Genomic DNA, 12,753 nt, shown 5'->3' on the forward strand with positions numbered 1-12,753 from the left:
GTTTTACGGACCCATTCGCGCAGCCTCGTTTTGAGCCTTTACCGGCACGGACTCGTCACATGAACCAGCTACAAGCCATGCGCGTGTTCACGCGCGTCGTCGATCTGAGCAGCTTCAGCCTCGCGGGCAAGCAGCTCGGCATGTCCGCCGCGGCCGTCACGCGCAGCGTCGGCATGCTCGAAGCGCATCTGAACATGCGCCTGTTGAACCGCTCCACGCGCAGTCTCTCGCTGACCGAAGCGGGCCGTCTCTATCTGGACGGCTGCCGTGCGGTGATCGACAAACTCGACGAAGTCGAGTCGGAACTCGTGCGCGCCACGCGCGATCCGAGCGGCGTGCTGCGTATCGCCGCGCCTTCGGTGTTCGCCAGCGGCGCGCTGACCACGCTGCTGAGCGCGTATCGCGACGTGAACCCGCGCGTCGATTTCGACGTGACCGCTTACGACACGCATATCGACATGATCGAAGGCGGCTTCGACGTCTGCTTCGCGACCGATCGCCAGCAGGTGAACGCGTCGCTCGTGAGCCGCAAGATCACGTCCGTGAAGGAAATCGTGGTCGCCACGCCCGCTTATCTGTCACGCCGCGGCGTGCCGCGCGCGCCCACCGATCTCGCGCAGCACGATCTGCTCGCGGTCTCCGATGCGCCGCGCTCCTGGGAGTTCGCCGACACCGACGGCGTGCAGCGCGTCAGCACGAACGGGCCGCTCACGGCGAGCGGCTATGCGACCGTGCGCGCGGCCGTGCTCGCCGATATGGGCGTGGCGCTGCTGCCGCTGCCGCTCGTCGCCGACGACATCGCGCGCGGCGTGCTGCTGCCGGTGCTCAACGCCTTCGACGTGAACGGCGGCATGCAGCACGTCTCGATCGTCTATTCGGGCCGCAATTATCTGACGATGAAGGTGCGCAGCTTCATCGACTTCGCGGTCGAGCAGTTCCGCTCCCAGCACGGTCACGCCGCCGGCAACCTGCACGCCCCGCCGCTCGCACTGCGCGCCGTAGCCTGACGCGCGGCGCGCGGCAACGCGGCTTGCTGTTGCATCTGTATTTGCGAACGGCCCGCGTGCGGCTGCGTTTTCGCCTGCGTTTTCGTCTGCGTTTGCACCCACGTTTGCGCCCACGTTTGCCCTCGCATTCGTGCCGCTTTCGCGCGTCCGCCCCGTGCGTTCCGATTGCGCGCGCGGCCCGGCGCGCGACTCCCCGACTCCGTTTCCCCTGCCACGACGCCTGGAAAGCCATGCCCAGAATCCTCACCATCGAAGACGACGCCGCCACCGAGGCGAGCGTCGTCCCCACGCTCGCCTCCACCGGCTTCACCGTCGATGTCGCCCGCTCCGGGCGCGAGGGCATCGCGATGGTGATGGCCGGCGACTACGACGTGGTCGCGCTCGAACGGCGCCTGCCCGATCTCGACGGCCTCACCATCGTCACCACCATGCGCGGCGTGGGCATCGAAACGCCCGTGCTCGTCATGAGCTCCACGACCAGCGTGGAAGAACGCATCCAGGGCCTGCGCGCCGGCTGCGACGACTACCTCACGCGGCCCTTTTCGATCGATGAAATGTCGGCGCGCGTCGAGGCGCTCGTGCGCCGCCGCACGCGTCCCACCACGACCGAAACCGTGCTGCGCGTCGGGCCGCTCGAACTCGATCTCGTCAAGCGCAAGCTCACCTGTCGCGACAAGGTCCTGCGTCTGCGTCCGACCGAGCTGCGTGTGCTCGAATTCATGATGCGTCACGCGGGCCAGGTGCTCACGCGCACGATGATCTTCGAAGGCGTGTGGGGCGGCCGCTTCGATCCGGGCACCAATCTCGTCGACGTGCACGTGGGCCGCCTGCGCAATCGCGTCGATACGCCCGGCGAGCCCTCGCTCATCCGCACGATCCGCGGCTCGGGTTATCTGCTCGGTTGACGTTTTCGATCGCATGGCATACGGCTATTTTCCTTTTAGCGTTTCGTAGTCCTTTTTTTTAAAAAAACCGGCCGATAACTAAAACTTGTTTCATTTGTCTGGTTGCCGGACGTTACAACCCGCCCGCCACAATACCGGCGTCGGACTCCCCCGAGGAGGGCAAGCCTTGCCCGCTTTCGCCACGAGGGATCCGACGCCGATGTTCTGAACGGAGCCCCTTCTGATGCTGAAAATCGTCCGGCTGGCCTTGAACCGACCGTACACGTTCATCGTGCTGGCCCTGCTGATCCTGATCGCTGGCCCGCTCGCTGCGTTACGCACGCCAACCGATATCTTTCCGGATATCCGCATTCCCGTGATCAGCGTGGTGTGGAACTACGCCGGTCTGCAACCCGACGACATGTCGGGCCGTATCGTCACTTACTACGAGCGCACGCTCGGCACGACCGTCAACGACGTCGCGCACATCGAATCGCAGTCGTTCCGCGGCTACGGCATCGTGAAGATCTTCTTCCAGCCGACCGTGGACGTGCGCACGGCCACCGCGCAGGTGACCTCGGTGTCGCAGACCGTGTTGAAGCAGATGCCGCCCGGCACCACGCCGCCGCAGATCCTGAACTACAACGCGTCCACCGTGCCGGTGCTGCAACTCGCGCTCACGAGCAACACGCTCAACGAGCAGCAGCTCGGCGACTACGCGACCAACTTCATCCGCCCGCAACTGCTCTCCGTGCCCGGCGTGGCGATTCCCACGCCGTACGGCGGCAAGACGCGCGAAGTGCAGATCGACCTGAATCCGCAGGCGCTGCAGGCACGCAAGCTCTCCGCGCAGGACGTGGCGAACGCGCTCGCGCAGCAGAACCAGATCATTCCGGCGGGCACGCAGAAGATCGGTCAGTTCGAGTACAACGTGCGCCTGAACAACAGTCCGCTCACGATCGACGCGATCAACAATCTGCCGATCAAGACCGTGGACGGCGCCGTGATCTACATGCGCGACGTGGCGCACGTGCGCGACGGCTATCCGCCGCAAGGCAATATCGTGCGCGTGGACGGCCACCGCGCGGTGCTGATGTCGATCCTCAAGAACGGCTCGGCGTCCACGCTCGACATCATCGCGGGCGTGAAGGCGAAGCTGCCGCTGATCGAACAGTCGCTGCCGCCGAGTCTCAAGCTCGTGCCGCTCTCGGATCAATCAGTGTTCGTGAAGGGCGCCGTGAGCGGCGTGGCGCGCGAAGGCATCATCGCCGCCGCGCTCACCTCGGCCATGATCCTGCTGTTCCTCGGCAGCTGGCGCTCGACGCTGATCATCGCGGCCTCGATTCCGCTCGCCGTGCTCGCGGCCATCGCGGGTCTCGCGGCCTGCGGCGAAACGCTCAACGTGATGACGCTCGGCGGCCTCGCGCTCGCGGTGGGTATTCTCGTCGACGATGCGACCGTGACGATCGAGAACATCAACTGGCACCTGGAACAAGGCAAGGACGTGCGCAGCGCGATTCTCGACGGCGCCGCGCAGATCGTCATGCCCGCGCTGGTTTCGCTGCTGTGTATCTGCATCGTGTTCGTGCCGATGCTGCTGCTCGACGGCATCGCGCGCTACCTGTTCGTGCCGATGGCCGAGTCGGTGATCTTCGCGATGATCGCCTCGTTCGTGCTCTCGCGCACCTTCGTGCCGATGATGGCGCGCTATCTGCTCAAGCCGCATGCGTCGCAAGGCCATGCGTCGGGCGAACTCGCCGCCGTGATGGCGCCGCATGGCGCGCACGATCACGTCGCGCCGTCGCGCAATCCGCTCGTGCGTTTCCAGCGCGGTTTCGAGCGCCGTTTCGAACGCGTGCGCGCCGGTTATCGCGGCGTGCTCGGTCTCGCGCTCACGCATCGCAAGCCGTTTATCGTCGGCTTTCTCGCGATCGTGATGCTGTCGTTCGCGCTGGTGCCCTTCCTCGGCCGCAACTTCTTCCCGAACATCGATTCGGGTGAAATCGAAATTCACGTGCGCGCGCCGATCGGCACGCGCGTCGAAGAAACCGCCGACCTGTTCGATCACATCGAAGACACCGTGCGCGAGGCGATTCCCGCCGACCAGCTCACGAGCATCATCGACAACATCGGCCTGCCGAACAGCGGTATCAACCTCACGTATAACAACAGCGGCACGATCGGGCCGCAGGACGGCGACATCATGATTTCGCTGTCGAAGGACCACGCGCCCACCGCGCAATACGTGAAGGCGCTGCGCACGCAGTTGCCGCGCCTGTTCCCGGGCACGTCGTTCTCGTTCCTGCCCGCCGACATCGTGAGCCAGATCCTGAACTTCGGTGCGCCCGCGCCGATCGACGTGCAGGTCAGCGGCCCGAACATGACGGCGAACCGGCACTACGCGAACGAACTGCTGCGCCGCGTGAGCAAAATTCCGGGCATCGCCGATCCGCGCATCCAGCAGGCGTCGACCTATCCGCAGCTCACCGTGGCCGTTGACCGTTCGCGCGCGGACGAACTCGGCATCACCGAACAGGACGTGACGAATTCGGTGGTCGCGAGCCTCTCGGGCACGAGCCAGGTGTCGCCGACCTACTGGCTCAATCCGAAGAACGGCGTGTCGTATCCGATCGTCGCGCAGACGCCGCAGTACCGCATGACCACGCTTTCGGATCTGCAGAATCTGCCGGTCACGAGCAAGGGCGGCGGTTCGCAGATTCTCGGCGGCATCGCCACGATCACACGCGGCACCGCCGACGCCGTGGTCTCGCACTACAACATCGAGCCGCTGTTCGACATCTACGCAACCACGCAGGGCGCCGATCTGGGCGCGGTGTCCGCGCAGATCCAGAAGGAGATCAAGGCCACCGTGAAGGACGTGCCCAAGGGCTCGACCGTGACGATGCGCGGCCAGGTGCAGACCATGAACAGCGCGTTCGCGGGCCTGCTGCTCGGTCTCGCGGGCGCGGTGCTGCTGATCTATCTGCTGATCGTCGTGAACTTCCATTCATGGGCCGACGCGTTCGTGATCGTCTGCGCGCTGCCCGCCGCGCTCGCGGGCATCGTCTGGATGCTGTTCACCACGCACACGCCGCTGTCCGTGCCGGCGCTCACGGGCGCGATTCTCTGCATGGGCGTGGCGACCGCGAACGCGATTCTGGTGGTGTCGTTCGCCCGCGAACGCCTCGCCGTCACGGGCGACGCCATGCGCGCCGCGCTCGAAGCGGGCTTCACGCGCTTTCGCCCCGTGCTGATGACCGCGCTCGCGATGATCATCGGCATGGCGCCGATGGCGCTCGGTCTCGGCGACGGCGGCGAACAGAACGCCCCGCTCGGCCGCGCCGTGATCGGCGGCCTGATCTGCGCGACCTGCGCGACGCTGCTCTTCGTGCCCGTGGTGTTCAGCCTCGTGCACCGCAACGACAAGCGCGATGACGACAACGACATCGCCGACGCATCCCACCATTCGGAACACCTTGCCCTCGAGGGAGAATCCCATGTCCACTGAAGTCGACATCGCCTCGCCGCAACCGCTGCGCCATCTGAAAACCGTCGCCGCCGTGGCGCTGCTGGTCGCCGCCGGGATCGTCTCCGGCGGTCTGTTCAGCCGCGTGCACGCGCATCAGGAACTCACCTCCTGGACCGACGCGCAGGCCGTGCCCACGGTCGCCACCGTGCTGCCGGAACCGAGCCCCGCTTCGCAGATGCTGGTGCTGCCCGGCCATCTGGCGGCCTACATCAACGCGCCGATCTACGCGCGCGTCTCGGGTTATCTGCACGCCTGGTACGCCGATATCGGCACGCACGTGAAGGCCGGGCAACTGCTCGGCGTGATCGACACGCCCGATCTCGACCAGCAATTGCAGCAGGCGCGCGCCGATCTGCAGAACTCGATCGCGAACGAAAAGCTCGCGGCCACCACGGCGAAGCGCTGGACCGAAATGCTCAAGCAGGATTCGGTCTCGCAGCAGGAAGCCGATGAAAAGACCTCGGACCTGATCGCCAAGCAGGCGACCGTGGAAGCGAATCAGGCGAACGTGCGCCGTCTGGAAGCGCTCGAATCGTTCAAGCGTTTGACGGCGCCGTTCGACGGCGTGGTCACCGCGCGCAAGACCGACGTGGGCGCGCTGATCGACGCGGGCAGCGGCAGCGGTCCCGAACTCTTCACGGTCTCGGACGCGAGCACGCTGCGCGTCTACGTGAGCGTGCCGCAGAGCGACGCGGCGTCGATCCAGCCCGGCATGCACGCGACGCTCACGGTGCCCGAGCGCCCCGGCATGAAGTTCGACGCCAAGCTCGTGGACACCGACCAGTCGATCTCGCCCGCTTCCGGCACGATGCTCGTGCAGCTCGCCGTCGACAACAAGCAGGGCCTGCTGTTCCCCGGCGAGTACACCGAAGTCCATCTCGCGATGCACGGCGACGCGAACGCGCTGTTCGTGCCCGCGAGCGCGCTGATCTTCCGCGCGCAGGGCATGCAGGTCGCGGTGGCCGGCGCCGATCACAAGGTGCAGCTGCGCGACGTGACCATCGGCACCGATCTCGGCACGCGCGTGCAGATCATCGCCGGTCTCAAGGCGGGCGAGCGCGTGATCGACAATCCGCCCGATTCGCTCGCGAACGGCGACGTCGTGCGCCTCGCGGCCACGGCGGCGACGAACGCGCCGGGGGCGGCGAGTGCGGCGAATGCGTCCGCGAACACCCCCGCGACCCAGGCCACGCAAACCGCGCAGACGGCGGAGCCGGCGCATGGTTAAGGCGTCCGGTTTGCACACCAAAGTGCGGCTCGTCGCGCTTGCGGGCGCGATGCTGCTGAGCGCGTGCTCGTTCGCACCCACGTATCACGCGCCGGCCGCCGCGATTCCCACGCACTTCAAGGAAGCCGGCGACTGGCAGACGGCGCAGCCCGCCGACCAGATGCCGCGCGACGGCTGGTGGAAGGCGTTCAACGATCCGATCCTCGATCAGCTCGAACCGCAGGTCCAGAAGGCCAATCCGAACATCGCCGCCGCGCTCGCGCGTCACGACGAGGCCGATGCGCTCACGTCCGAGGCCCGCTCGGCGCTGATGCCGACCGTCGGGCTCGGCGCACAGGTGCAGCGCGACCGGCAGTCGGCGCTGCGTCCGCTGCGCGGCTCCGACCAGCCGAACGTGTACGAGACCAACACGCTCGGCGTGAGCATCGGCTACGACCTCGACTTGTGGGGCAAGGTGCGCAACGAGGTGAAGGCGGGTCAGGCGAACAGCGAGGCGAGCGAAGCCGATCTTGCGTCGCTGCAACTGAGCCTGCAGGCGAAGCTCGCGACGACGTGGTTCGACCTGCTCGGACTCGATCAGCAGTCGCGGCTGCTCGACGACACGATCGCCGCCTACCAGCGCGCGTTGAAGCTGACCGAGAGCCGTCATCGCGGCGGCATCGCCTCGGACCTCGACGTGTCGCGCGCGCAGAACCAGCTCGCCGCCGCGCAGGCTTCGTCCGACGACGTGAGCGCGCGCCGCGCGCTTTACGAGCACGCGATCGCCACGCTCGTGGGCGTGCCGGCTTCGGAGTTCAACGTCGCGCCCGACACGCTGCGTCCGCGCCTGCCGAACCTGCCCGCCGGGCTGCCTTCGGCGCTGCTGCAACGGCGTCCGGACATCGCCGCCGCGGAGCGTCGCGTGGCCGCGGCGAATGCGGAGATCGGCGTGGCCAAGGCCGCGTTCTTCCCCGACATCTCGCTCGATCTGCTCGGCGGCTATCAGAGCGACACGTTCAATCCGTGGCTGTCGGCGCCCAACGAGATGTGGGCGATCGGCCCGTCGCTGATGGAAACGATCTTCGACGGCGGCCGCCGCGAAGCGCTCGTGCGCGGCGCGCGCGCGAAGCTTGCGGAGAGCGGCGCGGACTACAAGTCGGTCGTGCTCAACGCGTTCCAGCAGGTCGAGGACAACCTCGCCCTGCTCCATCACCTCGGCGACGAGGCGCAGCGCGAGAACGAGGCGCTCGACGCGGCGCAGCGCACGCTCACGCTGTCGATGTCGCGCTATCGTGACGGCGTGGTGAGCTATCTCGACGTGGTGACGGCGCAGACCACCGCGCTCTCGACGCAGATTTCGTCGCTCGAACTCGACACGCGGCGGCTCGACGCCACGGTCGGTTTGATCCAGGCGATCGGCGGCGGCTGGAGCACGAAGCAGCTCGATGGCGATACGGCGGCGGCTTCTGCGCCTACGAAGGCCGCTACCGCGATAGCACCCGCAGCGACGAAAACCGAAGCGAGCGCCGCCGCGCCCGCGAAGGCGTCGTAACGCGCCTTCATCGGTTCATCACTGCGTCGGTTCATCGACGCAGCGCCCCAAGCGGCGCACGCGGCACGCCACACAGAGTGGGCGCGCCGCGTGCGCCGCTTTTTCGTGGGCGGCCGCGCGGCCGTCGGTCGGCAATGTCATCGCACGGTCATGTAAGGCAGCCATCGTTTCGCCGACACTCCACGAAGCTTGCGACGAAGCGTGCACGATCCGCCGCGCATTTTTCGCACGGCAGCGCTCGCTTCGACGCTCCATTCACGAGGCGATGGCAGATGACCCAGAAAAACAGTCCCGACACCGAGAACACCGGCAGCAACAACAGCACCAGCAACACCACCACCGGCAGCTACCTCAACGCGGAAAACGCCGCGAACGTCTCGCGGCGCGGCTTCCTCAAGCTCGCGGGCGCGTCCGGTTTCGCGAGCGCGGCGGGCGCCGCCGCGGCGCTCGCGGGCGTCGCGCGCGCCGACACAACCACGCCCGACGGCACGCCCGAGCAGATCCACCTCACGTGGGGCGCGGACCCGACGAGCGAAGTCGTGATCTCGTGGGCCTCGCTTGCGGCCGCCACACATCCGCGCGTGAGCTACGGCGCGGACCGCGGTCGCCGCGAAAACGTCGACGCGCTCCAGCGCACCTACACGGACGGCCTCACCGGCGTGGTCGTGTTCACGTATCACGCGCGCCTGCGCGGCCTGCACGCCGACACGACCTATCGCTACGAAGTCACCGCCGACAACGACAGCCGCGCGGGCAGCCCCTTCAACGCGACCTTCACGACCGCGCCGCGCGGCCGCAAGCCGTTCCGCTTCACGAGCTACGGCGACCTCGCCACGCCCAATACGGGCTGGGTGCTGTCGTCGCCGCAAAGCCGCTTCGCCGTCGAAGCCGTCGAGCGCTTCCAGCCGCTCTTTCACCTGCTCAACGGCGACCTCTGCTACGCGAACCTGAACCCCGCGCATCAGACCGAGGTGTGGCGCGACTTCGGCAACAACGCGCAGACGTCGGCCTCGAACCGCCCGTGGATGCCCTGCCCCGGCAACCACGAAATCGAGTTCTACAACGGCGCGCAGGGGCTCGACTCGTATCTCACGCGCTACACGCTGCCCGACAACGGCTCGCGCTTCGCGGGCCGCTGGTATCGCTTTCGCGTGAGCAACGTGCTGTTCATTTCGCTCGACGCCGACGACGTCGTCTATCAAGACGCCGCCGCCTTCGTCGCCGGCCCCGCGCCGCTCGTGCCCGCCGCGAGCACGGGCAACGCGCCTGTCGCGCCCGGCACGTCGTTCTACGTGCGCGGCTACAGCAACGGCGAGCAGACGCGCTGGCTCGAACGCACGCTGAGCGAAGCCGCGCACGACGAGGACATCGACTGGATCGTGGTGCAGATGCATCAGGACGCGCTCAGTTCGTCGAAGACGGGCAACGGTTCGGACAAGGGCATCCGCGAGGTCTGGCTGCCGCTGTTCGACCGTTACGGCGTCGATCTCGTGGTGTGCGGCCACGATCACGACTACGAGCGCAGCTATCCCGTGCGCGGCTGCAATCATCATGCGGGCACCGATGCCAAGACGGGCGCGCCCGTCGATACGCTGCAGCCGAAGCCCGTCACGCACGCGCAATCGGCGGCCAACACCTTCGACACGCGTCACGGCACGATCCACCTGATTCTCGGCGGCGGCGGCACCAGCGCGCCGCTCGACGTCTACGGCGTGGATGCGGGCAACGGTCTGCCGCAGGCGCAGATCTTCACGAAGCCCAATCGTCCGGTGGCGGGCGCGACGGCGGGCACCTTCGTGCGCCCCGCCGCCGACGCGGTCGAGGACGCCATCTGGTCCGCGCAGCGCGATACGGGTACCGGTTATGGGATCGCGGTGTTCGACGTCGATCCGGGCGCGCATGGCGGCAAGACCACCATCACGATGAACTACTATCACGCGCCGGGCGCCGACCAGACGCCGACGCCGAACTACGAACTGTTCGAGACGATCACGCTCAAGAAGTCGCGCGGGTAGTCGCGCGGGTAGTCGCGCGGGTAGTCGTACGGGTAGTCGTACGGGTTGCTGTACTTCCGCGCCAAAGAAAAAGCGCCGCGATGTGCGGCGCTTTTTTCATTGATGCGCACGGCAAGCGGCGCGCTTTGTCACGCCACGCCGGGCGCCGCCGCTTCGTACACGTCGATGCGCCTGGGCACGAGGCCGAGTTCGAGAAAGGTATCGGCGATCTTCTGCTGCTCGCCGAGTATCGCCTTCGTGATCGGCACCGTGCCGAACTGCGTGCGCGCCACGGCCTGCTCGACGATCGGCGCGGGCAGGCCCCAGAGCTTCGCCAGCTCCCCCGCGTACTCGCTGCGATGCTGCTTGCCCCAGTCGTCGGCCTTGGCGATTTCGTCGATCAGCGTGCGAATCACATCAGGGTTGCGCTTCGCATAATCGAGCGACGAAAAATAGTAGCCGCGATTGCCGACCACGCCGCTCGCGTCGGCGAGCACGCGTGCGCCGAGCGTCGCCTGCGCCGCCGCGTAGAACGGGTCCCAGATCACCCAGGCGTCGATCGAGCCGTTCTCGAAGGCCGCGCGCGCGTCGGCGGGCGCGAGAAACACCGGGCGCACGTCGCGGTAATCGAGGCCGTGGTGGCGCAGCAACTGCACGAGGAAATAGTGCACGTTGCTGCCCTTGTTGAACGCTACGCGCTTGCCCTTGAGATCGGCGACCGTGCGCAGCGTCGAATCATGCGGCACCAGCACGGCTTCCGATTGCGAGCGCGGCAGCGTCGCGGCCACGTAGGCGAGCGGCGCGCCGGCGGCCTGCGCGAAGATCGGCGGCGCGTCGCCGACGTCGCCGAAATCGATCGAGCCGACGTTGAGCGCTTCGAGCTGCACCGGTCCCGCGTTGAACTCGGTCCACGTGACCGATACGCCGAGCGGCGCGAGCCGCGTTTCGAGCGTGCCGCGGCCTTTCAGGATGCTCAGCGCGCCCTTCTGGTTACCAATGCGCAAGGTGCGCGCGCCGCTCGCCGCGAACGCGCGCGAAGGAGCGAGGGTGCCCAGCAGCGGCAGCGCCGTCGCGGCGGCGCCGAGCGAGAGTTTGAGGAAATCGCGGCGTGTGCTCATGGGATCGGATCGATTTTCGTATTGGCTGTTATCAACAACGGCATCGGATTGAAAGGTCCGATCGATTCTACGAAGCCGCGCGCCGATTCAGAACGATTGAGTTTTGCGATTCAAATCAGCCACAGGACTTAAGCATCGCGCTTTCTCAACGATTTCTCGCTCCCCGATGAACGTTTCTTCATATTGCTGCATCGGGTTCGATAGGCTGACCTAACTATTCTCTCTCTACCGGGATGCGATTTATCGCATTCGCTTACCGGCCAATCGAATATGTTCTCTGGAGGATAGTCCCATGAAATCGCTCATGATCGTTGCTGCGCTCGCCGGTGCCGTCGTCACCACGTCCGCCTTCGCGCAAACCACCAATCCCGCCGCGTCGCAAACGCAGACGCAAACGGCGGCCGCCACGCAAGTCGCCGCGACGAGCACCGCGCCCGTCGCGCAAGCCGGCGGCTGGGTAGCGCCGTATGGTGAACCGGTGCATCAAAAGACCCGCGCCGAGGTGTATCACGAACTCGTGCAAGCCGAGCAGGACGGTCAGCTCGCGTACCTCAATTCGACGCTCTACGCGCATTGAGCCCTTGCTGCGCGGTGTTTTCGCGCACATCGGCACGCAGACAAACGGCACGCGAGGTTCGCGTGCCGTTTCTTTTTGGGGTGCACAGGTGCACGGCGCATCGCGCGCACGTGACCTCAGTTCCCACAGATGGTTACCTTGCGCTTGCGCGGCGCGAAGTCGGATGGGCGATCAGGCGCGCGCGCCGTTCGCGCCGGGCAGCGTGAGTTGATAGCCGTAACGGCTGATGGTTTCGATGCGCATTTCGATCGCTTCGCGTTCGAGCTTGCGGCGCAAGCGCGAGACGACGAGATTCACGGTCGACGGATCGATATCGTCTTTCTCAGGCCACGCATAGCGGATCATCTGATCGCGCGGCACCGGCATGTTGGCTTGGCGCAGCAGGCATTCGATCAGCAGATATTCGCGCCGCGTGAGTTCGGCGCGGCGCGCGCCTTCGACGATCTCGCGCGTGCTCGCGTCGAGCAGCGGCGTGGCCGCCGCGTTGTCGGCCGCCGGCGAAACCGCGAGCGCGGGTCCGATGCGCAGCAGCGCGAGCATGCGCTCGTGCATTTCGATGAACGAGAACGGATAGCGGAAGCACGCATCGGCGCCCGCGCGCAGCAGTTGCGAGCGATCGTGCGCGCTCGCCTCGATGCCGAGCACGGCGATGATCGTCGCGCCGTTGGTGACCTTCGCGAGCGAGGGCAGGAGCGCGTGCAATTCGGGCAGCAGCGCGCGTTCGAGCGCGACGGCGATCACCACGTCGAACGGTTCTTCACCCGCGACGTAGAGACCGTCGCGCAGCTCTTCCGCGCGTTGCAGACTGTGCGCGCTTTCCTGCAGGGCCTTTTGCAGCCACGCGGCTTCGGCGTGGCTCGGCGAAATGAGGAGAATGCGCATGGG

The 12,753-nt window shown here is 66.7% G+C and carries 9 protein-coding genes; 7 read left to right on the plus strand and 2 right to left on the minus strand.

Annotated elements, in window-relative coordinates; translation table 11 throughout:
- Positions 1 to 59 precede the first annotated feature (59 nt).
- The 6 genes from SB764_RS22235 (at position 60) to SB764_RS22260 (ending at position 10,194) form a co-directional block, all read left to right on the plus strand.
- Positions 60 to 1,007: a LysR family transcriptional regulator gene (locus SB764_RS22235; RefSeq protein ID WP_080180663.1), complete on the plus strand. Its 948-nt coding sequence runs from the start codon at positions 60 to 62 to the stop codon at positions 1,005 to 1,007.
- Between the two features lie 230 nt (positions 1,008 to 1,237).
- Positions 1,238 to 1,912 carry a response regulator transcription factor gene (locus SB764_RS22240; RefSeq protein WP_065059892.1) on the plus strand — a complete coding sequence of 225 codons (675 nt, stop codon included), beginning with the start codon at positions 1,238 to 1,240 and terminating at the stop codon, positions 1,910 to 1,912.
- Positions 1,913 to 2,135: 223 nt separating this feature from the next.
- Positions 2,136 to 5,399 (plus strand): efflux RND transporter permease subunit, encoded by a 3,264-nt coding sequence (locus tag SB764_RS22245; protein ID WP_065059893.1) that lies wholly within the window; start codon positions 2,136 to 2,138, stop codon positions 5,397 to 5,399.
- On the plus strand, positions 5,389 to 6,648 hold the full coding sequence (locus SB764_RS22250; RefSeq protein WP_074987477.1) for an efflux RND transporter periplasmic adaptor subunit: 1,260 nt from the start codon (positions 5,389 to 5,391) through the stop codon (positions 6,646 to 6,648). Before SB764_RS22245 ends, SB764_RS22250 begins: the two co-directional genes overlap by 11 nt.
- Positions 6,641 to 8,179, plus strand: coding sequence for an efflux transporter outer membrane subunit (locus SB764_RS22255; protein WP_183717448.1), 1,539 nt, complete (start codon positions 6,641 to 6,643; stop codon positions 8,177 to 8,179). The genes SB764_RS22250 and SB764_RS22255 overlap by 8 nt, the downstream gene beginning before the upstream one ends.
- Before the next feature lie 272 nt (positions 8,180 to 8,451).
- Positions 8,452 to 10,194: a purple acid phosphatase family protein gene (locus tag SB764_RS22260; RefSeq protein WP_410864905.1), complete on the plus strand. Its 1,743-nt coding sequence runs from the start codon at positions 8,452 to 8,454 to the stop codon at positions 10,192 to 10,194.
- 128 nt (positions 10,195 to 10,322) lie between these two features.
- Here SB764_RS22260 and SB764_RS22265 read toward each other — a convergent pair whose 3' ends face one another.
- Positions 10,323 to 11,291 (minus strand): sulfonate ABC transporter substrate-binding protein, encoded by a 969-nt coding sequence (locus SB764_RS22265; RefSeq protein ID WP_110329684.1) that lies wholly within the window; start codon positions 11,289 to 11,291, stop codon positions 10,323 to 10,325.
- 292 nt (positions 11,292 to 11,583) lie between these two features.
- Between SB764_RS22265 and SB764_RS22270 the strand changes: the two genes are divergently transcribed.
- Entirely contained in the window at positions 11,584 to 11,868 is a 285-nt protein-coding gene (locus SB764_RS22270) for a DUF4148 domain-containing protein (RefSeq protein WP_065059897.1), read from the plus strand.
- Positions 11,869 to 12,039: 171 nt separating this feature from the next.
- Here the strand turns inward: SB764_RS22270 and SB764_RS22275 are convergent, their stop codons facing one another.
- Positions 12,040 to 12,750: a response regulator transcription factor gene (locus SB764_RS22275; protein ID WP_065059898.1), complete on the minus strand. Its 711-nt coding sequence runs from the start codon at positions 12,748 to 12,750 to the stop codon at positions 12,040 to 12,042.
- Positions 12,751 to 12,753 lie beyond the last annotated feature (3 nt).

Origin of the sequence: Paraburkholderia sp. SIMBA_027, assembly GCF_046535315.1 — a bacterium.
Lineage (GTDB): Bacteria > Pseudomonadota > Gammaproteobacteria > Burkholderiales > Burkholderiaceae > Paraburkholderia > Paraburkholderia tropica.